This is a genomic window from Niastella populi (assembly GCF_002078015.1).
GTDB classification, from domain to species: Bacteria; Bacteroidota; Bacteroidia; order Chitinophagales; family Chitinophagaceae; genus Niastella; species Niastella populi.
Map to the genome: position 1 here is coordinate 54183 of NZ_LWBP01000243.1, position 26540 is coordinate 80722.

Sequence of the window (26540 nt, forward strand, 5' to 3'; positions counted from 1 at the left end):
CGTTAGGTTAATAACTTTTCCAGCGTTTTTGATTGACCAGAAAGCCATTTGATTCGCAGGATAAGATATAATTCAGAATAACAATGCACGGCCTTCCGCACGGGTTTGGTAGCGGTAAGCAGCAACAACACAAGCGAATTTTGTACCAGAAAAAAAATACTTGATCCTGTATAGGTTGTGCTTTGTTAATTCGAATTATTTGCTTCAATTTTGCATGCATTACATTCAATCCAAAATCTGACCTTCTAAATGGGCTTATTCAACTTTTTCACCCAGGAGATTGCCATCGATCTGGGCACTGCCAATACCCTAATCATACATAATGACGAAGTAGTGGTGAATGAACCGAGTATTGTTGCGCTGGACCGGAACAACCCCAAAACGGTACTGGCGGTAGGGAAACGGGCGTTGATGATGCATGAAAAGACCCATGAAAGCATCCGCACTGTTCGTCCGTTGAAAGACGGAGTGATTGCCGACTTTAACGCGGCTGAACTGATGATCCGGGAAATGATCAAAATGATCTACCCCAAAAAGCCGTTGTTCCCCCCAAGCTGGCGAATGATGATCTGTATACCTTCAAGTATTACGGAAGTAGAAAAAAGAGCGGTGCGCGACAGTGCCGAGCAGGCAGGCGCCAAAGAAGTTTACCTGCTGCACGAACCTATGGCTGCCGCCCTGGGTATTGGTATTGATGTAGAAGAGCCTGTTGGTAATATGATCATCGATATTGGTGGTGGTACAACTGGTATAACAGTGATTGCCCTGGCGGGTATCGTTTGTGATCAGAGTATCCGTATTGCCGGGGATGAATTCACAGCCGATATCATGGAGGCCCTGCGCCGCTATCATAGCTTACTGATCGGTGAACGCACAGCCGAACAAATAAAAATAAACATCGGTGCGGCGATGAAAGACCTCGATAACCCACCAGATGATATCCCCGTAAACGGTCGCGACCTTGTAACCGGTATCCCCAAACAGATCATGGTTAGCTACCAGGAGATTGCCGAAGCACTCGATAAAAGCATCTTCAAAATTGAAGAGGCCATTTTGAAAGCGCTGGAAATGACCCCGCCCGAGCTGGCTGCCGATATTTACAGACGCGGTTTATACCTCACCGGCGGCGGAGCCCTGCTGCGCGGACTGGATAAACGCTTAAGCCAGAAAATTAAATTACCTGTGCATGTGGCTGACGACCCGTTAAAGAGCGTAGTACGCGGAACCGGCCTGGCGCTGAAGAATTATGACCGCTATCCGTTTGTGATGCGTTAATAATACGATAATGATCGTACTGGCCAACAGGCAGGTAAGCCGGAATTTGTAATTTTTCAAAAATTTCTGCAGGTGCGTAATATTTTTCTCTTCATCAGAAGGTACTTCAATTTTGTATTCTTCGTGGTGCTGCAGGTTGTGGCCCTGTACATCTTATTTCATTACAATAAGTTCCATGAAGCTGTTTTCTCGGGCGTAGCCAATGAATTAACAGGAAACGTTGGCGGCAAGTATACCAACATTGCCAATTACTTTAAACTGAAATCTGCCAACGACCAGTTGGCCAAAGAAAACGTAGAGCTGCGGAACCTCGTATTTTCCAACTTCACCCGCCCCGATACATCTCAAAAACTGGTGCAGGATTCTGTGCCGTACGATACCCTCGGACATTTTCGCAAATATTTATGGCGCGGCGCCCGGGTGGTCAATAACTCGGTTAGCCTGCCCAACAATACCCTTACCATTGCCCGTGGCGAAAACCAGGGTGTACACCGGAATATGGGCGTTATCAGCGCCAATGGCGTAGTGGGGGTGGTGATCAATACCAGCAGCAATTATGCGGTGGTAATGAGCCTGTTACATCGTCAGAGCAAGATCAGCGCCAGCCTTAAAAAAACAGGGGAGACCGGCCAGGTATCCTGGGATGGCAGCAGCCCCTTATATATTACCCTGCGGCACATACCTAAAAGCGCCCCGATAGCCAAAGGCGACTCGGTAGTAACCAGCGCCTACGCCTCTTATTTTCCACCCGGCATATTGATTGGTACAATAATAGATGTAGTTGACGACGAATCGAGCAGCTTTTACACGTTGCGGTTAAAGCCGGCTACCAATTTTTTTAATGTGCAGTACGTTTCTGTGGTTGAGAACCTCCTGAAAGACGAACAGGCCAGGCTGGAAGAAGAAACAAATAAAATAAACCAATGAGTGATCTGGTTCGTAATACGATTCGGTTTGTATTGTTTATCCTGGTACAGTATTATGTATTGTTCCAGATACGTCCGCTGCATCAGTTTGTAGTGCCGTATATATATTATCTGTACGTGCTTTGGCTTCCTTTCAGCATGGGCCGCATGAGCCTGATGCTGGTGAGCTTTTTGTTTGGTCTTTCCCTGGATTATTTCACCCAAACGCCCGGCCTGCATGCCGCCGCCTGCGTTATGATCGCTTATTTGCGGAGTTTTGTGGTGAACATTCTCATTCCACAGGAAGGCGCCGAACAAAACTATAAATCACCATCCCCCGTAAGTATGGGATGGGCCCCCTATGCAATATATGTGCTGGTTTTAACCCTGCTGCACCATATCTATCTCGTGTTGCTCGAATGGCTGCAATTCGGATCATTCCTGTTCTTTCTTGGAAAAGTACTGGCCACCACGGGTATCAGCCTGATGCTTGTGCTTATCACCGAGCTGTTGTTCTTCAGAAAAGAGAAATTCAGAACGAATACGGCGTAGGCAGTCAGAATTGGGAGAGAAGGGGAAATATGAGAAAGAAAACTATGAAAGAACCGGGCAAACGGTAAAAGCGCCGCTGGCCGGGGCCGGCAATGACCGAAGGTCAAAAAGATTTAACTTCGCTTACAATAAATTAATCAATTTTTCTTTGGTAACTATAGTGCTGTATAATGTACTTTAAGTCCTATGTCTGTATTTAACCAGTCAAGAAGTAATATAATTCGCCTGATTTTCCTTGGCCTCTTCCTCATTATCATAGTTCAGTTATTTAACCTTCAGGTTATTCAGGGCAAATACAAACAACTGGCCATGGATAACGCGGTGTTTCCCAAGGTAAAATATCCCGACCGGGGTATCATTTACGACCGGAAGAACCGGCCTATTCTCAATAACACTATCATGTACGACCTGGTGGTGGTGCCTAATGAGGCAAAAAAGACCGACACTTTTGGCCTTTGTGGAATATTGGGCATCGATACGGCCGAATATAGAAAACGCATGCTCGAGGCGCGCTATAAAAACGGTCCATACCGGCCTTCTATCTTTGAGGATCTGCTGGAGCCGCAACTGCAGGCCCGGCTCGATGAAAACCTTTGGAAGTTTCCCGGTTTTGCGTTGGTTGAACGACCGGTTCGCGTATACCCCTTTAACGCCGCCGCGCATATAATGGGTTACATCGGTGAGGCCGACTCGAACATTATCAGGCGCTCAGGCGGGTACTATCACATGGGCGACTATGTGGGCCGTAACGGACTGGAAGCGTATTATGAAAGAGTGCTGATGGGACAACGCGGTGTTGAGTTTTTGCTGAAGGATAATAAGAATCGCCTGGTTGGTAATTATGAAAAAGGCCGCTACGATACACCCGCTGTGCGTGGCCGTAACCTGAATACCTTTATTGACATTGAACTGCAGCAACTGGCTGAAAAATTAATATCCGGTAAACTGGGCGCCGTGGTAGCGCTCGATCCCAAAACCGGTGGTATTCTGGCCATGGCTTCAGGGCCTAATTATGACCCCAACTCGTTAACTGGGCCCAATAAACAAAAGAACTATGCCCACATGGTGCTCGATGTTAAAGCACCGCTTTTAAATCGGGCAATACAGGGCTTCTACCCGCCCGGTTCTACTTACAAGCCATTGGGCGCTATGATCGCGCTCGACGAAGGCGTAATTAAGCCGCAGAGCGGTATCGGTTGTACCGGCGCCTATTACGGTTGTAACAGAGTGGTGCGTTGTACCGAACACTGGCAGGGCCACTCGGCTAACCTGCGTTTGTCGATAGCCTGGTCGTGCAACTCTTTCTTTTCAGATGTGTTCAGAAAAACGCTCGACAATCCGGCCTACTCAGGTTCCCGTGCGGGCCTGGTAAAATGGAATGAATATATGCATGCGTTTGGTTTTGGCCGTCGCATAGGGGTTGATCTGCCCAGCGAAATTACCGCCAACGTGCCCGACACCACCCAATACGATAAAGAGTACCGCCGCTCATGGAATTCCTGTACAATGGTAACCATTGGTATAGGCCAGGATAAATTAACGGCCACGCCTTTGCAAATGGCCAACGCCATGGCAATAGTTGCCAACAAAGGATATTATTATATTCCACATTTTGTAAAAAGTATTGAGAACGAAAACGAAAAGGATACGGTGTTGAGAAGATACCGCCAAAAGCATGAGGTGCTCACCCACATACCAGATGATGTATATGATATAGTACAGCAGGGTATGCAGGATGTGGTTGAGCATGGTACGGCACGGGTGGCTCAAATACCAGGGATCAACATTTGCGGTAAAACCGGAACGGCCGAAAATAAAACAGTGCTCGATGGCAAGGTGATACAGTTGAAAGATAATTCGATGTTCGTTTGTTTTGCGCCGCGCGAAGATCCGAAGATCTGCGTGGCCGTAGTAGTTCAAAACGCCGGCTATGGTGCTACCTGGGCGGCGCCGATAGGATCACTGATAGTTGAAAAATACCTCACCGATTCGCTCAGAACAGAAAGAGTGGCTGAAGTAAAACGCATTTCAGAGGCGAATATCATTCCGGAATACTTTGAAAGGTTACAATATAAAACGGATTCTGTTCGTGCTTTCAAATGGTTCAACCTTACAAAGGACAGTAGCTATATCAAAAAATATTTGCCAAAACATGGCAGCAGAAAAGTTCCTTCGGTTCCGGCGCCTGTAGCAAAAAAAGTGGAAAAGGAACAGATGATAAACAAGAATTTATATGCAAAACGAACAACGACCGATAAAAGAAATCCATGAACAACCAGCGTAATCCTACCATTTCCAAAGGGGTTGATTCAACCCTTATCTGGCTATACTTACTCCTGGTTGCGATCGGGTTGCTGAGCATTTTTTCAGTTACCTATCACGAGGGAGATGATGTGCTGCGCAGTTTTCTGAACTTCAAAACAGATTACAGCAAGCAGCTGATCTATTTTTTCGTGTCGATCCTGATCGGCTTGTTCATATTACTTACCGATAGTAAATTCTTTACGGCTACTGCAAACATCTGGTATGCAGTGGGCATATTGCTCCTGTTACTGGTGTTCCCATTTCATACGGAGGTAAAGGGAACGGAATCCATTATACGTTTTGGGGGCTTTCAGTTGCAGCCGGCAGAACTGTGTAAAGTGTTCGTGTGCCTTGCGCTGGCAAAATACCTTTCCCGGGTTGAAACCGATTTCAGTAAAACCAGCTCGCACCTGATGGCAGCGGGTATTATATTCTTGCCTGCGCTTATAACCGTAGCACAAAAGGAAACAGGTTTGGCCCTGGTGTTCCTGGCATTTTTCCTGGTAATGTTCCGCGAGGGTTTACCCGCCGGTTACCTGATCATTGGCTTTTCGCTGGCCGTGCTGGTGGTTGCCACCCTTTTGTTAGATAAGAACGTACTGGCCATAACGCTTACCGCTATTGCCTTGCTCGCATTATACTTCGGCTGGCGTTTTACCCGGCAGCGCCGCGAACTGGTGATCATCATTGCTGTGGTTTGGGCTTGTTGCGTAGGTGTACAGCGTTTTGCGGTTCCCTTTATATTTACAAAGGTGTTACAGAAGCACCAGGTAGAACGTATATTCTCATTGATTGGCCGGGAAAACCCATATGCCAAATTGAATACGGTAGAAGGCGATGAACCGGTAGTTGTAAAAAAGGATACCGATTACAACGTACGTCAAAGTAAGATCGCAATTGGTTCGGGTGGCTTTTTTGGCCGTGGCTTTTTGAAGGGAACGCAAACGCGGTTCGACTTCGTGCCGGAGCAACGTACCGATTTTATTTTCTGTACCATCGGAGAAGGTTTTGGCTTTTTGGGTTGTGTGGTTGTATTGGGCATTTATGCCTTTTTATTATTACGTATGGTGAATATTGCTGAGCGGCAGCGAAGCGTGTTCAGCCGGTGTTATGCATACGGAGTGGCATCTGTGTTCTTTTTCCATATAGCCATCAATATTTGTATGACCATTGGTTTGGCGCCGGTGATAGGTATTCCGCTGCCGTTTATAAGTTATGGGGGTACCTCGCTGATCTCGTTCACCACCATGCTGTTTATATTGGTCAGGCTCGATGCCGACCGGCAGATGGTACTTCGATAATGTGATAATTTGATAATGTGATAATTGGGCAATGTGATAATGTGACAATGAATGCATGTGCCATAGAACTATTAAAAGAATTAAAATGAAAGTTATTCCGCTGAGTGAAGGCACGTTTACGATAGATAAAACAAAACAGTTTGTTCCTTTCGATACAGATAAAGACGATCTGCAGGAGCGGCCGGCTGGAAGTTTGCTGGTAGAGATCCAGCCTTTTGTAGTCGTTACGTCAGAAGATGTGTTACTGCTCGATACCGGTTTGGGTTTTACCAATGAGCACGGCCGGTTACAGTTACATCAGAATTTGATGGACAATGGCATTAATCCCGGCGAGGTCACGAAAGTGTTAATGACGCATTTGCATAAAGACCATGCCGGCGGCGTAGCCATGGGAACCGGCGCCAGCCGCGAATTAAGCTTTCCCCAGGCGCGCTATTATATACAGAAACAGGAAATGGAATATGTATATGAAAAAGGATTTCCCTCATATACAACCGAAGAACTGGATGTGTTAAAGAACGCTTCTCAGGTAACCTGGCTCGATGGCGATGGCGTAATTGACGGTTATATTAAATACGAGATCACCCATGCTCATAGCAAGTATCACCAGGTATACTGGATCGTAGATAGTGGTGAAACCGTATTTTTCGGCGGCGATGATGCGCCGCAGCTTCAGCAAATGCGCAGCCGCTTTGTGGCAAAATATGATTACGATGGTAAGAAATGCATGGAGCTTCGGCAGGAGTGGTGGGAGAAAGGGGAGCGGGAAAAGTGGAAGTTCCTGTTCTATCATGATGTGAAGAACCCTACTTATGAATTTTGAATGTCGAATAGCGAATGATGAATGTCGAAACTGTTTTTTCCTTTAGCCTTCGAAATTCAATATTCATTATTCGATATTAACAAAAAAGGCCTGCCCTGGAAAGAGCCGGCCATTGCTAACCTATGAAAAACACCTAGTTTAATCAATTATTCCTGAAAGATTGTTTCCGGTTCTCCATGCGCTGCATCCGGCGTTCCATTAACTCCTTTTGCAGCACGGTGCCGAATTCCTTCTCGGCTTTGAAAAATGAATTTACCTTTTCAGAAGACAATGCTTTATTGAACTCGCCATTATACTTCTTTCGTATATTTAATAGTTTCTCTTCAGTAGGAATTTCACCTTCTTTATTCTGACGCGCATCGATCCTGGTTTTTCTGATTTCTCCCATATACTGGTTATATATGGGCCAGAATTTCTGGGCTTCATCGGTGCTCAGGTTCAGTTTTTTAGTGAGATACGCGATCTTCAACGCTTCAATGCGGCTGCCATTGCCTTTTTCATCACCGTCCTGTGCAACGGAAACAACCGATACACCAAGCGCAAACACCAGTATGAGTAGAATTTTTTTCATGACGTTGATTAGTTCGTGTTAACTTGTTTTAAAGTGCTGTACTTTTCGAGATACTGCTGCAGGTCTTCATCTGTTACATCGGCCAGCATATCTTTCATGTCACTGGCATCGAATTCATCAACAGCCGCGGTGGCTGCAATTGGGTTTTCAGCCGGTGTGGGCGCCTGGTTCTCCAAATACTTCTGCAACATTTCATCGCTGATGCTATCGAGCTGGGCCATCGGCGGCTGACCGCCTTTAGTTCCGGTACCTCTGTTGCTATAGAACCAGCCTGCGGTAATAATAAGACCGGCTGCAACTGCGGCTGCAGCATACCGTAACACCCGGCGGGTAACGCTTATGGATACCACTTTGGCAGGTTGTTGCGCTTTAATGGCTTTCATTACCCGGCCCGGTAACTGATCAAAGTAACCGGCTGGAACCTTGTATACCATTATTCTTTTAAGCCCCTGCATCAATGGCGACAGGTTCTCCAATTCTATATTCACAAAATCGATTGCCTGCGCGCCTGCAATGGCATTCTCGCCAACTTCATTAAAATAACCGGCTGGTGTGCTGAAAGGCATTTTTTTACCTATCTGGCTCAGCAGCGGCGATAATATTTCCAGTTCGTCAATAGCGCTATCCGCATCTGTGGCCTTAACCCTGTTCAGGATGGTTTCGGGTAAATTATCGAAGTACCCTTGCGGAACAGTGTAAGGGTTTGTATTTGCCGGTTGTAAAACGGATGAAAGATCTGCTTTCTCAGCCTTTACCCGTTGCAATATATTACCAGCAAGGCCTTCAAAGTATCCCTTAGGAACTTCATAAGGATTGTTGTTTGCCTGCTGTAAAGCCCTTGAAAGAATTACTTCCTCAGTTTTTACCCGTTGCAGCATATTATTCGCCAGTCCTTCAAAGTATCCCTGAGGAACTTCATAGGGATTGTTGTTAGCCTGCTGCAAAGCCCTTGAAAGACTTACTTCCTCAGCCTTTACCCGTTGCAGTATATTATCAGCCAACCCTTCAAAGTAACCTTGTGGAACCTCATAAGGGTTGTTTGCTTTTGGTAAAACAGAAGCGGCGCTATCGGCTTTAACCAGTTGCAATAACCGGTCAGCCAGCCCTTCAAAATACCCGGTAGGTACTGAATAAGGCGCCTGGTGACTGATTTCAGCTACAGCCGGGCTGATCTCCCTCAATTCTTTTAATATGTTTTTCCTGTTTTCCATTGCACCCAATGAGACCTGATTTGTTAATTAAAGTTTAATGATTCAGGATATAATCCTCTATTTTTTTCACCGCATGGTGGTAGGAGGCCTTTAAAGCTCCCTCCGATGTTTCCAATACCTGGCTCATTTCCTCGTAGGGCATTTCGTCGTAATACCGTAATGAAAATACAATTCGTTGCTTTTCAGGCAATTGCTGAATGGCCAATTGTAATTTCCATTCCAGTTTATTGGGATCGAAATGTTTGTCTGCCTTGATCTTGTTTTCCAGTCCACTTTCTACATCGCTAAGCGAAACCGAGGTCCTTTTTTTCTGTTGTTCGAGGTACGTAAGGCATTCATTGGTGGCTATACGGTACAGCCAGGTATATAATTGTGAATCCTCGCGAAAGTTCTCCAGTCCATTCCAAACCCTGATAAAAACATTTTGTAATACATCATTCGCGTCTTCGTGTTCAACCACCATACGACGAATGTGCCAATACAGTCTTTCCTGGTATTTTCGGATTATAGCCGTATAGGCTTTTTCTTTAGTGGCCGGATCGCGGAATTGCGTCAACAATTCGCTGTCTTGCATGGTCACCGACATAGGTTAGCTAGTTTTCTGTGATAAATATTGGAACCTGTCAAAGGGGTTTAGTTTAAACGCCTCAACAAATATATTATGATAAGGTATAAATCAGTCTTTTAGGGCTGATATTAAAAAGTTTGTAATGTTAAATTCATAAAGCCTTCTTTCTTAATAGTTAAACTTCATCTGTGTAGGAAAAATCATTCTGAATATGTAGCATTGTGTGGTAAACCTATTTTATGAAGAACCCGCAACCAACTCCCGGAGAAGATAAAAAAGAACCGTTTCTCCATGCAAAGGACGCCGAAACGGCATTTATACAGTTTATAAGGCAACTTAATCAAAAACAGGCAAAAGGTTTTATCAGTGAAAGCGGGCAGGGAAAGATATTTTCCTTTGAGTCGTGGCTGCGCGAAAATGGCCATATGGCTGATGTAATTGCCGGGTATTGTGAATATGCAAAAACTGTTAATATGTTGGAGATGCTGGTACGAAAAAGACGGAAATTTTCCATCTTTAATAAGGAGTTTTTAAAAGTATTACTGTTTTTTACCGGGGTGCTGGTAGTGCCGGCTTTACTTATTTATTTACTGGCAGCAATGCTGTTGCCGATATTTGGTGTATCGTTGTGGAATGGCAAAGCTTTTCTTTCGTTTACAGGTATAGGAGTGGTAGTGATGTTTGTATTTTTTCAACTGAAACCCCGAAAGAAACAGGCGCAAAAAGGGCAAACGGATGCTGCGCCGCGACCACTGTTTATAATAAAATATTTCGATAACGAAGAGCTCGTATTTGCCAAAGCGAAGAGCAGGTTGTTTGTAGGATAACGCTAAAATCAGAACGCTAAACGCCTAACACAATGCAGCTTTGCATTTAGCGTTAGGCGTTTAGCGTTAAGCATCGGGCTTTTTATTATCCTTTTCTTGCAATTACCTTACGAACTGATTCTACGATATTCTGTGTATCGAGACCATATTTTTTCAGCAATTGGGTAGGTGTACCACTTTCGCCAAATGTATCGTTGGTACCTATGTATTCGATGGGAATAGGGAAGCTTTTAGCCGCGGTTTGTGCTATTGCATCGCCTAATCCGCCAATGATATTATGTTCTTCAACAGTTACTGCGCAACGGGTTTTGCGAATCGATTTCAGAATGGCTTCGGTATCGAGCGGTTTAATGGTGTGAATGTTCACCACTTCAACGCTGAGACCCTGTTCTTCCAGAATGCGGCCGGCTTCTATAGCTTTCCATACCATGTGGCCACAGGCGAAGATAGAAACGTCTGTTCCTTCACTGAAGAACTGGGCTTTACCTATTTCAAATTTTTGATCGGCAGCGGTAAAAATTGGCCATGACGGACGGCCGAAACGCAGGTAAACAGGGCCTACATATTCAGCAACGGCAATGGTAGCGGCTTTGGTCTGGTTGTAATCGCAGGGAACGATCACGGTCATACCGGGCAGCATTTTCATTAAACCTATATCTTCCAGTATCTGGTGCGTAGCGCCGTCTTCACCGAGTGTTAAACCTGCATGGGAAGCACAGATCTTTACATTTTTGCCTGAATAGGCAACTGACTGACGGATCTGGTCATAAACGCGACCGGTAGAGAAATTGGCAAAGGTGGTAGTGTAAGGAATTTTTCCTCCAATCGTTAAGCCGGCTGCGATACCAATCATATTGGCTTCGGCAATACCCACCTGAACATAGCGCTCGGGAAACTCCTTCATGAACTGGTTCAGTTTCATAGAACCAGCCAGGTCGGCTGTTAATGCTACTATATTCGGATTTTTACGGGCAGCTTCCACAATTCCATCGCCAAAACCACTGCGGGTATCTTTTTGTCCGGTTACCTGTATTTCTTTCAGCATGTTAAAAATTTGGTGGTGCAAAGTAAAGCCAAAATCATAAGTTGGAAAAGTGTGAAGCGCAGAAAACGGAGAAAGTCTGAAAGAATTTTGCCATAATCCGGCATTCTTTCAGACTTTCCGCTTTAGCGGCTGTTTGGCCATTAATTCAGGTCGGCCGGCCTGCTCTGGTAAAAGTTGGCATCGGCTTTCAACCGCTGCTCCCATTTCCAGGCGGTGGCCATCATATCGTCGAGCGTATATTTTGTTTCCCAGCCGAGGGTATTACGGGCATGGTCGTTATTGGCGTAAATGGCGATAACGTCGCCGGGCCGGCGGGGGCCTATGACGTAGTTGAGCTTTACATTGCTCACTTTTTCAAAGGTTTTTATGGCTTCCAGTACCGAAACGCCATTGCCTGACCCCAGGTTAAATACTTCGCAGCGCTGGGTGCCTTTGCCTTCCTGTAAATATTTAATGGCAAGGGTGTGGGCGTGGGCAATATCGCTTACGTGAATATAATCGCGAATGCAGGAACCATCGCGGGTCGGATAATCGTCGCCATGCACATTCATTACCGGTATTTTGCCAATAGCTGTTTGGGTAATGGCCGGAACCAGGTTAGCCGGTTTGCCAATTGGCAGCTCGCCGATGAGGATGGAAGGATGCGCGCCTACCGGGTTGAAATAGCGTAACAGGATACATTTCGATGGATTCGCTTTTGAGAATTCGTTGATGATCTGTTCACCCATTTGTTTGGTATACCCATAAGGCGATTCAGCCGGTTTGGGTGGTGTTGCTTCCGTTACAGGAATTTGATCGGGATTGCCGTAAACCGTACAGGAAGAAGAGAAAACAAAATGGGGAATATTGAACTCAGCCACGCATTTCAAAAGATTTATAAGCGAAAACATATTGTTTTCAAAATACATTAGTGGTTGTTCAACCGATTCACCCACGGCTTTATACGCTGCAAAATGAATGATGCCGGTGATATCTGTGTTCTCCTGAAAGATGGCAAACGTGTCATCAAAATCGCAGAGGTCAACCTTATAATTCTTTATTTTTTTGCCGGTAATTTTTTCAATGCCTTCTAAGATGCGGGGCGTTGACCGGGAATTGTCATCGACAGAAATTACTTCAAAGCCGTTTTCTATCAGGTCAACTATGGTATGAGATCCTATGTAACCACATCCGCCTGTAACCAGAATTTTGCTCATTGTATCGTTTTATTTTTAGATCGTGAATGTTTGGAGGTCAATGGTGAATGGTCAATAGTGAATGCTATTCCGTGCATGCCACCCGATGCCATTTGCCGATTGTCAATTGCCAATGTCTATTGGTTATCCTTCAGCACATTCATAAGATATTGTCCGTAACCGCTTTTCAACAGTGGTTGTGCAACGGTTATCAATTGCTCTTTTGTGATAAAACCTTTCCGGTAAGCAATTTCCTCAATACAAGCGATTTTTATGCCTTGCCTTTGTTCAATAACCTGAACGAATTGGGAGGCCTGCATCAGGGAATCGAAAGTGCCGGTATCTAACCAGGCCGTACCTCTGTCGAGAATGGAAACTTTCAGTTTTCCCCTGCGAAGATATTCTTTATTTACATCGGTAATTTCATATTCACCTCTTGAACTGGGTTTCAGGCCCCGCGCTATGGCTACCACTTCATTATCATAAAAATACAAACCCGGTACTGCATAGCTGCTTTTCGGCTCGGCCGGTTTTTCTTCTATGGAAATCACCTTGTTGCTTTTATCGAATTCAACCACTCCATATCGTTCGGGATCGCTTACATGGTAAGCATAAACTATACCGCCATCGGGTTTATTATTCTTTGCGAGGTGCTCGCCCAGGCCAACACCATAAAATATATTATCGCCCAGTACAAGGGCTACATTGTCTTTACCAATAAAATCGGCGCCAATTACAAATGCCTGTGCCAGTCCGTTCGGTACTGCCTGCTCTGCATATGTAAAGCGCAAGCCCAGTTGTAAGCCATCGCCAAGCAATCTTTTGAACTGGGGAAGATCGTGCGGTGTGGATATAATAAGTATGTCCTGAATACCTGCCAGCATTAAAGTCGACAGTGGATAATAGATCATTGGCTTATCATAAACGGGCATGATCTGTTTGCTGATAGCATAGGTTATTGGGTGCAATCGCGTTCCTGAGCCTCCGGCCAAAATAATTCCTTTCATTTCAACTATAGTTTAATAGAAATCTGGTTACAACAAAGTTGTAAGATTGCGTATATTATGCCAAAGTAGTAAGAAACGTTTGGAATTCAAAAACCAATGTAGAAAGTGATGCACCGCAATCGGATGTTTTGTGGTGAATTCTTTTTTGAACTGTATGTTGAAAATGAAATGATAAAGAAAAAGAATGGAACTGAGGAGAGGAGCGTTGATGGGAATAGAAGGGAGAAGCAGGAAATCGAAAACAGGGTTGGTCCTATATCATAGTTCCTGCTTCTCTCATTGTATTAAGCTGCGGGATCAATAAATTTCAGAATAAAATATATTAATGCGGCAAGTAGGCCACTTACAGGTATGGTCAATATCCATGCCCAAAGCAGGTTGATTGAAACGCCCCAACGTACGGCTGATAAGCGTTTGGTCATACCCACACCCATAATTGAACCGGCAATGGTATGGGTTGTACTTACCGGTACGCCCAGTCCCTGCGATACACCATACAGGGTTACGGCGCCTGCTGTTTCTGCAGCCACGCCTTCCAGCGGAGTTACCTTGGTGATTTTGGTTCCCATTGTTTTTACAATACGCCAGCCACCCATCATGGTACCCATGGCTATACACACATAACAGGTAATAGGTATCCATTGTGGTACATGGCCGAAGGTGGTTTTACCATGTTTGTCAACCAGTACTTCAACCTGTGCCCAGGAAGGAATGGGCATTCCGGTTTGGGAAGCATACACGCTGAATACAACCATGGCTGCGGTAATGATACCGATTACTTTTTGCGAATCGCTACCCCCATGCCCCAAACTAAAAGCGGCAGATGAAACCAGCTGCATACGCCTGAACCATTTGTCGGCCCGGTAGGGGTTGGCCCTTCGGCACAGGTTCACTATAAGCACCGTAATAAGAAATGCAATGAACATTCCTATAAACGGGGCCAGTACAATGAATAAAACGGTGTCTAAGATCACCCTTTGGTTAATTACACTAAAGCTGCCGGCATGCGCAACGGCTGCGCCGGCAAAACCACCAATAAGGGTATGCGACGAACTGGAAGGGATTCCAAACCACCAGGTGAGCAGGTTCCAGCAAATGGCAGCTATTAATCCGGCAAATATTACGTATAAATTAATGGCGTCGTTGTTTACCGATTTGGCAACGGTATTGGCCACCTTAAGGTCAAATATCCAATAGGCAAGAAAGTTGAACAGGGCGGCCCATACAACTGCCTGAAAAGGTGTTAGTACTTTTGTTGAAACAACTGTGGCTATGGAGTTGGCAGCGTCGTGAAAACCATTGATCAAATCGAAAGCCAGTCCGAGTATGATAATAATAACTAATAATGTAAGCATTGCGCAGCGGTTAGGTAAAAAACAGGGCCTGTCTGTTACGCGTATTTAATAATGATGGATTCAATAACGTTACCGGCATCCTCACATTTATCGGTTACAATTTCCATTACCTGATAAATTTCCCGCTTTTTTATCACCTCTTTGGCGTCGGGTTCGGTTTCGAACAGGCGATCGATGCTTAAATCGAATATATCGTCGGCCTGGTTTTCGATGCTGTTCACTTTAACCAGGGCATCGGTGATCTGGCGCATGTCGCGCATATCGCGCAATTGCAGTACGGCATTTTTAATTTGCTCGCAACTCTGATCGATAAGATCGGCCATTTTCTGAATGCCCTGATCGTTGGGATTTACCTTATAGAAATTGATTTTTTTAGCCGAAGCGAAAATGTAATCGGCAATGTCATCCAGTGCGCTGGCGAGGTAGTGGATGTCTTCACGGTCGAAGGGGGTAATGAAATTTCTGCCGAGCTCGGTAAAGATCTTGTGGGTGTAATCGTCATTTACATGCTCCAGGTCTTCGATCTGGGAAATCAATGCCGCCCTTTTGTCGAAGTCAGGTTCGGTAACTACTTCCTTCATCACTTTACCCATTTTAGCCACAGTATGGGCAACCTGTTCAAATAAGGAATAGAATATCCTATCCTTCGGCATGAAAATCTTCATTATAGAGTTTAAACCCATTTACCTAAAAATTTGTCGCAAAAATAGAACTAATACCATAGGATAAAAAAAAGGGCACCTCGGTAATAATTACTTAACACAAAGATAATATTGGATGCGGTTAGGCGTGTGAATTACTTAAATACCTGATTGTCAATATGTAAATAATTTACTGATTTGCTAATGAGTACAATGGATATAACTATGGCCCATTAATACTCAATTTCTTAATAAAAATATTATACCAGTGTTGGGCAATTGGCCTGTAATGCGCTGGCCCTGGTTTTGAAGAAATAATCTTAAAATAATAATTACATAATAATGCTGCCCCAAAAAAACTGCTATGCCTGGTACTGATCATTCCGAATTCATGGCTAAGGTTATTAAAACTGCCGTTTTATTGCTGTTGTGTGGTACATCGGATTTGCAGGCGCAATTCCTTACTCAAATGATGGATACCAGCACCAGCGTAGGCAGAGGGATTTTACAGATGTACTGGAAATTCAACCGTATTTATTTTACCGGTTATTTGCAGCCCCAGTTTCAGTTTGCACAGGAAAAAGGCGCCCAAAGCTGGAATGGAGGCAATTTTGCTCCGGAGGTAAACAACCGGTTCATGCTGAGGAGAGGCCGCGTTCGCCTCGATTATGTGCATATGAATAATAATGACGAGATCTCCATATATTTTGTTTTCCAGTTCAATGGTACGGAGCGTGGAGTCGTTATCCGCGATTTCTGGGGGCGGGTATTTGAGAACGAATGGCAGGTTTTTAACCTTACCACCGGTATGTTCGCCCGCCCTTTTGGCTATGAAGTGAATTTGAGCTCGGGCGACCGGGAATCACCCGAGCGGGGCCGGATGTCGCAAATATTAATGAGAAATGAACGTGATCTGGGCGCCATGGTTTCTTTTGAACCCCGGCGCAAGGACCATCCACTGCGCAATCTGAAGGTAGATGCGGGCTTTTTCAACGGCCAGGGTTTAACTGCACCGGGTGAATACGACTCATATAAAGATTTTATTACCCGGGTGGCCTGGCGACCTTACCCTATAAGTAAACATCTTTTAATTTCGGGCGGCCTCTCATATCTAAACGGTGGATTGTTTCAAAATACAAAATATACTTACAGGATGGCCAATGGCGCCAATGGAAAACAGTTTACCATTGATTCTGCGGATGATAATATTGGCCGTAAAGCGCCTCGCTATTATTATGGCGCCGATATGCAGTTAAAATTGAAATATAAGAACGGGGGGGCGACAGAATTGCGACTTGAGTACTGGCGGGGAACCCAAACGGCTTCAGCCGGTACCAGTGAAACACCCACCGCTTTATTAAATGAACCTTACTTTGTTCGTAAGTTTGACGGTGCCTTTATATATCTGCTGCAGCGCTTTAACACCCATCACCAGGCGGGTATCAAGTATGACTGGTACGATCCGAATACCGACGTAAAAGGAAGCGAGATCGGGGAAAACAACAACAATTTAAACGCCACGGATATTAAATACTCAACTGTTGCTGTCGGATATAATTATATAATCAATGAAAATGTACGTCTTATGTTATGGTACGACCTGATAAAGAACGAATCAACGTCATTGACCGACTATACCGGCGACTTAAAGGATAATATCTTCACAGCAAGGCTGCAATTCAAGTTTTAATTCCCGATAAACCCCACACCTGCAACACCTTACAATCATTATTGTGCCAATTTTCTTAGAATGTTCTGAGAGTCAGTGATTTAATATTTGGGTAACATTGACGAAACACTGGCGTAACCTTCCGTTAACATTAGGGCCATTTTTTACCGTTACCCACAGGCTAGTTAATAATTCCTTAACATACGGGTAACATAGCGATAACAGGCCGTGGATACTTTTGCCGCAAATAAACCCACTATTTGTGCGTAAAATTTTTGTTCTTGTAATTGCAACATTGATAACTGCTACGTTTTCGTATGCCCAAACCGGTAAGATAGCCGGTAAAGTGCTTAATGAGAAAAACGAACCACTTAGTGGAGTTTCCATTAAGATCGATGAGAGTGCTGCTGGCGGTGGCGTTGCCACAGATGTGGAAGGCAGGTTCCTTATAAAACTGAAACCGGGCAAATACACGCTTAACTTATCGTCGGTAGGCTATAATAGTAAAACCATTACAGACATTCAGGTTGATAATAATGGTTTACAGGAGCTCACCATTGTAATGCAGGCTAAAACCAAGGAGCTGAGCGCGGTGGTTGTAAGTGTTTCGGCACGCCGTGAAACCGATTTTGCCCTGCTGAACATGCAAAAGAACAATGCCAGCATTTCTGATGGCATTTCTGCTGAAACAATAAAAAGATCGCCCGATAAAAATACCGGTGAGGTTTTGAAAAGGGTGAGCGGTACTTCAATCCAGGACAACAAGTTCGTTGTTGTTCGTGGTTTGATTGACCGGTATAACGTGGCAACCATCAATAACGCCATGCTGCCAAGTACCGAGCCCGACAGAAGAGCTTTTTCTTTCGACATCATTCCTTCGAGCCTTATAGATAATATCATGATCTATAAAACGGCCAATCCCGATCTGCCCGGTGACTTCGCGGGCGGCGTGGTGCAGGTGTCGACAAAAGACGTTCCCAGTAAAAATTTCTTCAACATTGGCGCAGGCGTAAGCTATAACACCATTTCAACAGGTAAAGATTTCAATCCCGGTTATTTATCAAAAACCGATTACCTGGGTTTTGACGATGGCAGCCGTGAATTGCCTAATGGTTTCCCTTCAAGAAAAGGATTTCAGGGGCAGGACTTCGATGCCCGCGCTGAATACTCTAAGTTGATGAAGAATACCTATGGCGATCGTTACAAAGGCAATGCACTGCCCAATCAGAGCTACAACCTGAGCTGGGGTAAACGTTTCGACCTGAAAAATTCCGGCGTAATTGGTTCCATTCTCGCACTTACTTATCGCAATAGCCAGGCATTGGTAGAAGGTGTAAGATCTGAGTTTGATAACTCGAATGCCGCTGTGAATGGCGCTGCTTATTTATACAGTGACTCTACTTATAAATTCACTACCAGCATAGGCGCTTTATATAATATCTCTTACAAAAAAGGCAAAACCAAAATTGCATTCAAGAACCTGTTCAACCGGTTGTTTGAAACTTCCAACCTGGTAAGAACCGGTCCGCAGTATTACAGCAGCAATGCGGCTGTGTATGCACAGGGTAGTGAAACGGTGGTAAAAACATTGTACAGTACCCAGTTGGAAGGTGATCATTCAATGAAGAATAAATCGAAGCTTACCTGGAATTTGAATTACGCGCTCACGCTTCGCGATAATCCCGATTATAAATTCGCCCCTTTCATTAAATCAGAAGAGGATGCGGATAAAGCAGAGGTGCCTTATGAAGTGGTGCTGAGGGATACGTACCGGTTTTTTGCCAACCTGGAAGAACATGCTGTAGGTGGTAATGCCAATTACTCGCAACCGGTAAAATTATTTGGCGATAAAGCAAGCTCTATTAAGCTGGGTGTAATGTCGCAATACAAGTATCGCGAATTTTCTGCCCGTATTTTTCGTTACAACAAGTCACCGTACTCATCTTTCAATAATGATTTGTTGACAATGCCTGTTAAGACCATTTTTCAGGATGCAAACATGTACAGAGATGGTTTTGCTTTGGAAGAGATCACCAACCTTACCGATAAATATGATGCCAACTCCCTGTTGAACGCAGGTTATGTTATGTTAGACGCACACCTGACCGAAAAACTCAGGTTTGCAGGTGGAGTGCGCGTTGAAAGTTTCGGGTTTGAGGTAAATACTTCTGACTTTTCGGGTCTGAAAGTAAAAGCCAAAAAAGATTACGTTGACGTGCTGCCTTCAGTAAACTTTACTTATTCCCTGAACGCGCGCAGTAACCTGCGTCTTTCGGCCAGCCGTACGGTAAGCCGTCCTGAGTTCCGCGAAGTTGCCAACTTCTCGTTCTATGATTTCGTACGCAACGTACAGGTGCGTGGTAATACAAAACTTGAAAGGAGCCAGAACACCAACGTGGATCTTCGTTATGAAATATATCCTACTAACGGTGAAGTGATCTCTGCTTCAGTATTTGTGAAGCATTTCAACAAGCCCATTGAGCAATATGTTGACCCGGGCTCCAATCCGTTGAACATGATGTTTTCTTACTTCAACGCCAAATATGCGCTGAACTACGGTATCGAGGCCGAGGTTAAAAAGCGTTTGAGCTTTCTCGGAAAACAGGAATGGCTGGAAGACCTGTTTGTTTTTGCCAATGCAGCCCTCATTAGATCAACTGTAAATGTCGATGGCCTCGATGTGGCTGTTGCCGATAAAGACCGGCCTATGCAGGGACAGTCGCCGTATGTTATCAACGCGGGGTTGACATATGCAGGTAGCGGCAATACTTCTGCCAGCTTACTGGTGAACAGGGTTGGCCAGCGTATTGAAGCCGTAGGTAACGATCCTAAAGGCATACCCGATATATATGAGAATGGAAGAACCATTCTTGATTTTCAGATAAGCCAGAAAGTTTTACGGAAGAAAGGTGAAGTAAAACTCAACATCTCTGATCTGTTGAACCAGAAATCGATTTTTTATCAGAACTACAGAATGGATACCGATAAGATCTCAAAACGCTCTTATAAAGCCGGTGAAGACCGTGTTTGGGCCAGCTATCGTTATGGCAGCAGCATTGGCCTGAGCTTCACCTATAACTTTTAATAGTCGCATCAAACATAATATTGGCTTAACCGGCTGTTAATATTCTCTTAACGAACGTAATAGAATTTTGCTAAAAATTAAACAAGAAATAATTTCTATGACCATTCAAAAGAAATTCCTGAGTATGTTAGCGATAGCGGCAGTTGTTGTTGCTACAGGTTGCTCCAAATCAGATGATGAAGACGAGGGAACAACGCCTACTAACTCTGTACTTCAGGGAAACATTTCAGAGAGCAGAACACTTACAGCTGATAAGAAGTGGACACTGAAAGGATATGTATATGTAACTAACGGTGCAACTCTCACCATCGAGCCTGGAACGGTAATCGTTGGCGATGTTGATGTTAAAGCTGCCCTTTGTGTTGAAAGAGGTGGTAAACTGATCGCTGAAGGTACTGCTGCAAAACCAATCGTTTTCACTTCTGGCAAACCAGCTGGTTCACGCGCACCCGGCGATTGGGGCGGTATTGTATTGTTGGGTAAAGCAAAAACCAACCGTTCTGCCACACCGGTAATTGAAGGTGGTCTCGATCGTCCTTACGGTGGTTCTGATGATGCAGACAACTCTGGTTCATTAAAATATGTAAGAATTGAGTTTGCAGGTATTGCGGCTTTTGCCGGTAGCGAGATCAACGGCCTGACCCTCGGCGGCGTTGGTAGCGGTACCACACTGGAAAACATCCAGGTTTCTTATGGTAACGACGATGGATACGAGTTCTTCGGCGGTACTGTAAGCGGCAAACGCCTGGTGACTTATGCCTGCTCAGATGATGATTTCGATTTCGATTATGGGTTTACCGGTAAGATCCAATACGGTGTTGTATTGAAAGATCCTAACACGGTTGATAACGGTGACGATAACAACGGTATAGAGTGTGATAACGACGGCAGCGCAACTACTGCTACTCCGTTCACGCGTCCTAACCTGTCGAACTTCACTTTTGTTGGGCCCAACAATGCATCAAACAACGTTCGTCATAAATACGGTAACCGTTTCAGAAGAGCAAGCCGCTTCTCACTGCGTAACTCCATCATCATGGGTTACAATGCTGGTGGGTTCGTAATGGAATCTGATGCAACTGCACAGGCATACGTAGACGGTAATTCTTTGTTCAAAAACAACCTGGTGCATGCCGTTGTTAAGCCTTACGTTGGTGTATCTGCTGTCATTTCCGATGCTGATGTGAAAACCAAAGCTGAATCGGAAGGCTGCATTACCTATACAGATGCTGCTGATATCAAATTAACTGCACCGTTCGCTATCAGTGCTCCGGATATCACGCCTGCAACAGGTTCTCCTGCTTTGGCCGGTGCCGATTTCGGCGGAATGGATTCATTCTTTGAAACTACCACTTTCAGAGGCGCTGTAGGTACTACAAACTGGATGAAGGACTGGACAAGCTTTACTCCAAAAACAAACAACTATTAATAAAATAGCGGTTTCAATTTTCTGCAAAAGCCCGTTCTTCAAAGAGCGGGTTTTTGTATTTTTCAGCCTAAATGTTATTTCTATGCATAAAGCATACATCCTGTTTTTTTCGGTTACCCTTTTAATGATCACTGCCTGTGATTCCGGTGCTGCCGGTGAAGCTGCAAAAGCACCCGATTCAACTGCTGTTACTGCGAATACCGTGGCTGAGAAGCCCGGGCTTTCAAAAACCGATAGTATCGAACTATTACATTTTCCCGATCCCACCAATCAAAAAGTGTATCAGAATGTAATTATAAAAGATACTGCTTTTATCAGTCAGCTCACCAGCTCGGCATTAGCTGCACCCGTTACAAAAAATCCCTGTGCCCATGATTATAAGTTGTACCTTTTCAGGAATGGCGATGTGTACAAAACAATCTATGCGGCAACCAGCGATTCATGCCGGTACCTGGCTTACGTGATCAATGGGGTTACCCACTTTACCGGTTTGAACGATTCAACATTAGCTTTATTAAAAAAGCATACGAAGCGGTAAGTGTGAATACGATAGCGGAATTAATCGTTCCTTAACTATTGGGTAAACGTTTCATCATGTTGGCAAAATATCTTGCAGCGGTTCCGTCCATCACTAAGATAACCGTCCATACCCTTTAATCAAAAATGTCCCTGACTATAAGCCGTCCGGTGCCCGCCAGGCGGCTTTGTTTATGCAAAGCTTTTAATTCTTCTGGGGATTATATACATACATTACTTCGAAAGGCGTTTTCTTTAATTCAGGAAGCAATTGACCAACCAGCAGGTCTTCTTTTTGTGGAGTAGGTTCACAAACGGTGTATTTGTTACCATTGTAAATGATCGGTTTGCCAACGGGTTTGTTGAACTGTACCGCTATTGTAACATGTTTGGGATATGATAGCACGATCATCGGCAGGTTATAGATCTCCTTTACCAGGCAGTAGAACAGGGCAACGCGGTCTTCGCAGTCGCTTTGATCGTATAATAAAGTTTGTTCGGGCGACAGGCGTTTTTCACTGCCGAACACCTGGGTATCGGGTTCGAACAGAAATGCGTACCGGGTAAACCGCATCAGGTAATCGACCCCGTTCTTCACACTTAGCCCTTTTACGCTTTTCTTCAATAAGGGAATGAGTGAATAGTAGGTTTCCCGGCTCAGTGGAATATTGAGATATAATGAATAGTCAACTACAGGATAGTTGATAAAAAGCGTTTGGATCTGGTTGTTGAGCTTTACCTTATACTGATACTCGTTATCATTATAGTTAAATCGCAGTTCCTTCACTTTATAATCGGTTGACCTGAATTCGGGCAGGTGGGTGATCTTGTAGGAGAAGCTGTTCTTTGCATCGGGAACCACTAATTCTACTACTGAAAACCTGTTCTTCTGAAAGTCGATATTATTGCCATAGTCGTGGTAATTCAAACACACATATTGTTTGCCATTTACAACCCGGTTGGGGATGTTGTAGGTATTTTCCTCGCAATGGATGTAAAAAAGGATATAATCGCCCGATACGGCAAGGAGGGCATCGTAACCCGTGCGGGAAAGGAAATACCATTTATACAGGGTATACCGGTGATAATCGTCGGTTTTGGGGCTTATCTGCTGGGCCGTTTTCCTTATAAGCTGGTAAAACAGCCAGTCATTCGGTTTAAACTTTTCTTTATAAGCCTGCAGGGCGTTTATAACCACATCGTAATCGGCACCGTTCAGGTTCCGGTAAAACGCCTTTACCGATGTTTCGGTCGACAGAACTGGTTCCGCAGGAACCAGGTTTTTGTTGAAATCAAAGCTGATGGGTTCGCCGCAAAAATCAAATTGAATACGGTTGGCCCGGGTGTCGATCGGGTAGATGGCGCAACATGCGATGATCAGTAATATGGTTGTAATCCTGTTCACGGTTAATTTCCACAATTAAAATACGAAAATTAACAATAAGGTAATATTAAGTTTTGCTGATTTGGGCGGTTATACTTATGAACAACTGGGTTCATGATCATAAATTGCTAACACTGCTATAACACCCCGCTAATAGTGGCCCGCTACCTTGCAGCTCCATGTATTTGTACCAGTGAGCCGGTTGCCAGGGGGCCGGGTTGCCGGGAGTTGTCTTATTAAGAAAATCCTGAATGAATATTTGTAAATAAAACAGTGCAATTGGTGTAAGAAATTAAATGAAGTCGGGTGATTTTTTGAAAATTGTAAGAAGAAAGTAAAATTCTATAAATAATAATGAAATTTCACGTTTACGGAAGTATCTTTAATCATCTTATCCTCGCCAAAGGCAAATTTCAGAATATCCCGCTCTGAACTTATTAATCAATACTATCAAGATTCTCTATAAAGTGAGAGTTTTATTTCTCTCATGTGACTGACGCCGTTCGATTTCTATCGTGACGGCTCTTTTTTTTATACGATACATAAAAAAGTGCCACAACTAATAAAAGCAGTGGCACACCTGGTAAAACGGAAGAACGCTCTTAATTGAAGATAAGGTCGGGGTAGGGTATGTCTAATGGTGATTTGAGGTCTGTACAGCGGTACATCAGAATATTGATAATAGCTTCGGTAGAATAGCGGTACTGAACCGTAGGCGTATTGGGGTCGCTCACCCAGTTATTGAAGGTATCGGTAAAATCATCATCCAGTTTATCGAGGGTGGTAACGCCGATCTTCTTCAGGGCAGCGGCATTACATTGTTGCTCATACTGTCCCTGAATAGGAATGGCGATCATCTTTTTCTTCAGGTACAATGCTTCGGCAGGCGTTTCAAAACCGGCCCCGCACACAATGCCATGGCAACTGATAAGGCTGCGGTTGAAATCTTTTGCATCAACCGGGCGAAAGTTCATATGATCTACAGTATAAGGCGTAACCGCCTGGCGGGAAAAAACTTCAAAACGATGGTCTTTGAAGGGTTTCAGCAAATCGATCAACTGTTTATCGCAATAAGAAGGCAGGTAAACGGTAATGTGCCCATCGTTGGTGGCTTCAGCTTTTAATATCTCTTCTTTGATAACCGGTGAAAAGATAAAATCATCATAGTTCTCGAAGTGCAGCCCGATATAATTGGTTGCGCGGGCATAGTTCTGCAGGATCCACTCCCCGGTTTTGTTTGGCTTTGCTGGTCGCGGCGTTTTATCTGATAAAAAACTGGCCTGGTGACCAAAATTTACGCTGGGTACTTTTTTGCGGGCGCAGGCGAGGGCGGTGATACATTCAAAATCGTTGATCACCAGGTCGTATTTCTCAACCGGCAGATCGCGCATTTCTTTCATTACCCTGAAGGGGGAAATGCCGCCAATGATCTTTTTGTAGTTTAGCTTGCCGTCGCAGGTATAAAAAAGGCTTAACCCTTTGCTGCGGTATTTGACAGGCGCATTTAACGGCAGGGTGCTGTTGGCGCCGCTTAGGAAAATATCAACCGTGCCGAACTTCTGTAAGTAGGGGAGCAGCTCCATGGCGCGACTGATATGTCCGTTGCCTGTAGCCTGAATTGCATAAAATATCTTCATATCGAATAAATAAAACCTGGGGTTTTAAATTGCCAGTGAATTAATGTAGAAACTGATCTCATCTGTTAACACATTCACCTTGGCTGGTATGTCTATTGCCGTTTGCGGGAAATCTTTTTCGTTGTATTCAAAAATGTTCCATTCGTTCTGGCGGTATTCGAGCGCGGTAAGGTGTTCAACCCAGTCGCCTGAATTAAGATAAGTGACCTTGCCTTTTTCATTTTCTATCACTCTTTTCTGCGGCTGGTGTATATGACCGCAGATCACATAGTCATAATTCTTCTCAATTGCCAGCTCTGCTGCTATCTGTTCAAAGTTGTCGATCTTGGCCATTTTGTTAACCCCGGCCATTACATTCTTTGAGATCGACAGTTTTTCGCGGCCAAATGCTTTCAGTACAAAATTTACAAACCTGTTAAACAGGATCAGCGCCCCGTAACCATTGCTTCCCAGTTTGGCCAGGATTTTTGCTCCACCCCTGGTAGTGTTGTCGAAAACATCGCCGTGAAAGATCCAGGTCATTTTATTATCGATCTCAAGCACCAGTTTATCGGTAAGGGTAAAATGGCTTAACTGAAAATCGCTGTAGCGGCGCAGCAACTCGTCATGGTTGCCTGTAATGTAAAACACGCGGGTGCCCTTTGTGATCAGGTTCAGTACCTCTTTTATTACGGCCATATGCGATGCCGGAAAGTATCGCCTCGAGAACTGCCAGCCGTCGATTATGTCGCCATTGAGGATAAGAATGTTTGGCAGGATGCTTTTAAGGTAGGCAACCAGTTCTTTTGCACGACATCCGTATGTACCTAAGTGTACATCAGATATAACAACCACATCTACTGCGCGTTTTTCCATTGACTTTGGGTTTATCAAAATTCAGGTATATATATGACCCCAGTGTTACAGCATTATTAAGCCCCCGTTAGCCTTGTGTAAAGGAATTGTTACGAACCGGTGTTTGGTAACTAAAACCGGCTGGGCGTAGACGTAATCATTTGTTCACACTGTAGTAAGAATACGGTAATATTGACCCTGTACCTTAGTGTCCGTTTTATTGCTGTGTGTTATACATAAATAACAATCGTAGCAGTTTCTTAATGTTGACCGGCGGAGCTTTTTTAAGTTTCGCCCTTTTTATTTAATACGCTAAAGGCTCAATGCTGAACGCATAAGGCTTACTCGCGAAGTTTGATCAGTTCATACTGTAGCGCTTTCGCGAAGGCGTACTAATAGGGATGGCTCGAAATTGGTGAGCAGGCC

At 44.4% G+C, this 26540-nt stretch carries 22 protein-coding genes; 11 read left to right on the forward strand and 11 right to left on the reverse strand.

Features of this window, described 5'->3' with window-relative positions:
- Window positions 1–249: 249 nt before the first annotated feature.
- From A4R26_RS31245 to A4R26_RS31270, 6 genes are all read left to right on the forward strand, one after another.
- Window positions 250–1275, forward strand: coding sequence for a rod shape-determining protein (locus A4R26_RS31245; RefSeq protein ID WP_014223005.1), 1026 nt, complete (start codon window positions 250–252; stop codon window positions 1273–1275).
- A 72-nt stretch (window positions 1276–1347) separates the two neighbouring features.
- Window positions 1348–2202: a rod shape-determining protein MreC gene (gene mreC / locus A4R26_RS31250; RefSeq protein ID WP_081170581.1), complete on the forward strand. Its 855-nt coding sequence runs from the start codon at window positions 1348–1350 to the stop codon at window positions 2200–2202.
- Complete coding sequence (locus A4R26_RS31255; protein WP_081170583.1) at window positions 2199–2732, forward strand: rod shape-determining protein MreD; 534 nt, start codon at window positions 2199–2201, stop codon at window positions 2730–2732. Before mreC ends, A4R26_RS31255 begins: the two co-directional genes overlap by 4 nt.
- A 186-nt stretch (window positions 2733–2918) precedes the next feature.
- On the forward strand, window positions 2919–5003 hold the full coding sequence (mrdA, locus tag A4R26_RS31260; protein WP_081170585.1) for a penicillin-binding protein 2: 2085 nt from the start codon (window positions 2919–2921) through the stop codon (window positions 5001–5003).
- Entirely contained in the window at window positions 5000–6337 is a 1338-nt protein-coding gene (rodA, locus tag A4R26_RS31265) for a rod shape-determining protein RodA (RefSeq protein ID WP_081170587.1), read from the forward strand. The genes mrdA and rodA overlap by 4 nt, the downstream gene beginning before the upstream one ends.
- Before the next feature lie 85 nt (window positions 6338–6422).
- Entirely contained in the window at window positions 6423–7160 is a 738-nt protein-coding gene (locus tag A4R26_RS31270; RefSeq protein WP_081170589.1) for an MBL fold metallo-hydrolase, read from the forward strand.
- Window positions 7161–7302: 142 nt separating this feature from the next.
- Here the strand turns inward: A4R26_RS31270 and A4R26_RS31275 are convergent, their stop codons facing one another.
- Genes A4R26_RS31275 through A4R26_RS31285 form a run of 3 tightly spaced genes read right to left on the reverse strand, consistent with a single transcriptional unit; the run spans window position 7303 to window position 9528 of the window.
- Entirely contained in the window at window positions 7303–7731 is a 429-nt protein-coding gene (locus A4R26_RS31275; protein ID WP_081170591.1) for a hypothetical protein, read from the reverse strand.
- 8 nt (window positions 7732–7739) lie between these two features.
- Entirely contained in the window at window positions 7740–8942 is a 1203-nt protein-coding gene (locus A4R26_RS31280; protein WP_081170593.1) for a hypothetical protein, read from the reverse strand.
- Window positions 8943–8976: 34 nt separating this feature from the next.
- Complete coding sequence (locus A4R26_RS31285) at window positions 8977–9528, reverse strand: RNA polymerase sigma factor (RefSeq protein ID WP_207625864.1); 552 nt, start codon at window positions 9526–9528, stop codon at window positions 8977–8979.
- A gap of 221 nt (window positions 9529–9749) precedes the next feature.
- Here A4R26_RS31285 and A4R26_RS31290 point away from each other — a divergent pair, with 221 nt between their 5' ends.
- Entirely contained in the window at window positions 9750–10337 is a 588-nt protein-coding gene (locus A4R26_RS31290) for a hypothetical protein (RefSeq protein WP_081170595.1), read from the forward strand.
- A gap of 85 nt (window positions 10338–10422) precedes the next feature.
- Here the strand turns inward: A4R26_RS31290 and A4R26_RS31295 are convergent, their stop codons facing one another.
- The 5 genes from A4R26_RS31295 to A4R26_RS31315 form a co-directional block, all read right to left on the reverse strand.
- Window positions 10423–11382: a transketolase family protein gene (locus A4R26_RS31295; RefSeq protein WP_207625865.1), complete on the reverse strand. Its 960-nt coding sequence runs from the start codon at window positions 11380–11382 to the stop codon at window positions 10423–10425.
- 140 nt (window positions 11383–11522) lie between these two features.
- Window positions 11523–12578 (reverse strand): UDP-glucose 4-epimerase GalE, encoded by a 1056-nt coding sequence (gene galE, locus A4R26_RS31300; protein ID WP_081170597.1) that lies wholly within the window; start codon window positions 12576–12578, stop codon window positions 11523–11525.
- 116 nt (window positions 12579–12694) lie between these two features.
- Window positions 12695–13564 (reverse strand): glucose-1-phosphate thymidylyltransferase RfbA, encoded by an 870-nt coding sequence (gene rfbA, locus A4R26_RS31305; protein ID WP_081170599.1) that lies wholly within the window; start codon window positions 13562–13564, stop codon window positions 12695–12697.
- A gap of 284 nt (window positions 13565–13848) precedes the next feature.
- The gene (locus A4R26_RS31310; RefSeq protein WP_081170601.1) at window positions 13849–14919 is read right to left on the reverse strand and encodes an inorganic phosphate transporter; all 1071 of its coding nucleotides are present in this window, start codon (window positions 14917–14919) and stop codon (window positions 13849–13851) included.
- A gap of 35 nt (window positions 14920–14954) precedes the next feature.
- On the reverse strand, window positions 14955–15584 hold the full coding sequence (locus tag A4R26_RS31315) for a DUF47 domain-containing protein (RefSeq protein WP_081170603.1): 630 nt from the start codon (window positions 15582–15584) through the stop codon (window positions 14955–14957).
- Between the two features lie 367 nt (window positions 15585–15951).
- Here A4R26_RS31315 and A4R26_RS31320 point away from each other — a divergent pair, with 367 nt between their 5' ends.
- The 4 genes from A4R26_RS31320 to A4R26_RS31335 all read left to right on the forward strand — a co-directional run bounded on the left by A4R26_RS31320 (window position 15952) and on the right by A4R26_RS31335 (window position 22281).
- Window positions 15952–17250: a putative porin gene (locus A4R26_RS31320; protein WP_242675067.1), complete on the forward strand. Its 1299-nt coding sequence runs from the start codon at window positions 15952–15954 to the stop codon at window positions 17248–17250.
- Between the two features lie 241 nt (window positions 17251–17491).
- On the forward strand, window positions 17492–20314 hold the full coding sequence (locus tag A4R26_RS31325) for a TonB-dependent receptor (RefSeq protein WP_133054839.1): 2823 nt from the start codon (window positions 17492–17494) through the stop codon (window positions 20312–20314).
- A 97-nt stretch (window positions 20315–20411) separates the two neighbouring features.
- Window positions 20412–21743: a beta-helix domain-containing protein gene (locus A4R26_RS31330; RefSeq protein ID WP_081170610.1), complete on the forward strand. Its 1332-nt coding sequence runs from the start codon at window positions 20412–20414 to the stop codon at window positions 21741–21743.
- A gap of 82 nt (window positions 21744–21825) precedes the next feature.
- Window positions 21826–22281, forward strand: coding sequence for a hypothetical protein (locus A4R26_RS31335; RefSeq protein WP_081170611.1), 456 nt, complete (start codon window positions 21826–21828; stop codon window positions 22279–22281).
- 183 nt (window positions 22282–22464) lie between these two features.
- Here the strand turns inward: A4R26_RS31335 and A4R26_RS31340 are convergent, their stop codons facing one another.
- The 3 genes from A4R26_RS31340 to A4R26_RS31350 all read right to left on the reverse strand — a co-directional run bounded on the left by A4R26_RS31340 (window position 22465) and on the right by A4R26_RS31350 (window position 26135).
- Entirely contained in the window at window positions 22465–23664 is a 1200-nt protein-coding gene (locus tag A4R26_RS31340) for a hypothetical protein (protein WP_081171014.1), read from the reverse strand.
- Between the two features lie 581 nt (window positions 23665–24245).
- Window positions 24246–25280 carry a glycosyltransferase family protein gene (locus A4R26_RS31345; RefSeq protein WP_081170613.1) on the reverse strand — a complete coding sequence of 345 codons (1035 nt, stop codon included), beginning with the start codon at window positions 25278–25280 and terminating at the stop codon, window positions 24246–24248.
- Between the two features lie 24 nt (window positions 25281–25304).
- Complete coding sequence (locus tag A4R26_RS31350; RefSeq protein ID WP_081170615.1) at window positions 25305–26135, reverse strand: UDP-2,3-diacylglucosamine diphosphatase; 831 nt, start codon at window positions 26133–26135, stop codon at window positions 25305–25307.
- Between the last annotated feature and the right edge of the window lie 405 nt (window positions 26136–26540).

Coding starts and splice junctions, on each gene's coding strand:
- A4R26_RS31245 (WP_014223005.1), top strand. CDS start 250: ATGGGCTTATTCAACTTTTTCACCCAGGAGATTGCCATCGATCTGGGC.
- A4R26_RS31255 (WP_081170583.1), top strand. CDS start 2,199: ATGAGTGATCTGGTTCGTAATACGATTCGGTTTGTATTGTTTATCCTG.
- mrdA (WP_081170585.1), top strand. CDS start 2,919: ATGTCTGTATTTAACCAGTCAAGAAGTAATATAATTCGCCTGATTTTC.
- rodA (WP_081170587.1), top strand. CDS start 5,000: ATGAACAACCAGCGTAATCCTACCATTTCCAAAGGGGTTGATTCAACC.
- A4R26_RS31270 (WP_081170589.1), top strand. CDS start 6,423: ATGAAAGTTATTCCGCTGAGTGAAGGCACGTTTACGATAGATAAAACA.
- A4R26_RS31275 (WP_081170591.1), bottom strand. CDS start 7,731: ATGAAAAAAATTCTACTCATACTGGTGTTTGCGCTTGGTGTATCGGTT.
- A4R26_RS31280 (WP_081170593.1), bottom strand. CDS start 8,942: ATGGAAAACAGGAAAAACATATTAAAAGAATTGAGGGAGATCAGCCCG.
- A4R26_RS31285 (WP_207625864.1), bottom strand. CDS start 9,528: ATGTCGGTGACCATGCAAGACAGCGAATTGTTGACGCAATTCCGCGAT.
- A4R26_RS31290 (WP_081170595.1), top strand. CDS start 9,750: ATGAAGAACCCGCAACCAACTCCCGGAGAAGATAAAAAAGAACCGTTT.
- A4R26_RS31295 (WP_207625865.1), bottom strand. CDS start 11,382: ATGCTGAAAGAAATACAGGTAACCGGACAAAAAGATACCCGCAGTGGT.
- galE (WP_081170597.1), bottom strand. CDS start 12,578: ATGAGCAAAATTCTGGTTACAGGCGGATGTGGTTACATAGGATCTCAT.
- rfbA (WP_081170599.1), bottom strand. CDS start 13,564: ATGAAAGGAATTATTTTGGCCGGAGGCTCAGGAACGCGATTGCACCCA.
- A4R26_RS31310 (WP_081170601.1), bottom strand. CDS start 14,919: ATGCTTACATTATTAGTTATTATTATCATACTCGGACTGGCTTTCGAT.
- A4R26_RS31315 (WP_081170603.1), bottom strand. CDS start 15,584: ATGAAGATTTTCATGCCGAAGGATAGGATATTCTATTCCTTATTTGAA.
- A4R26_RS31320 (WP_242675067.1), top strand. CDS start 15,952: ATGGCTAAGGTTATTAAAACTGCCGTTTTATTGCTGTTGTGTGGTACA.
- A4R26_RS31330 (WP_081170610.1), top strand. CDS start 20,412: ATGACCATTCAAAAGAAATTCCTGAGTATGTTAGCGATAGCGGCAGTT.
- A4R26_RS31335 (WP_081170611.1), top strand. CDS start 21,826: ATGCATAAAGCATACATCCTGTTTTTTTCGGTTACCCTTTTAATGATC.
- A4R26_RS31345 (WP_081170613.1), bottom strand. CDS start 25,280: ATGAAGATATTTTATGCAATTCAGGCTACAGGCAACGGACATATCAGT.
- A4R26_RS31350 (WP_081170615.1), bottom strand. CDS start 26,135: ATGGAAAAACGCGCAGTAGATGTGGTTGTTATATCTGATGTACACTTA.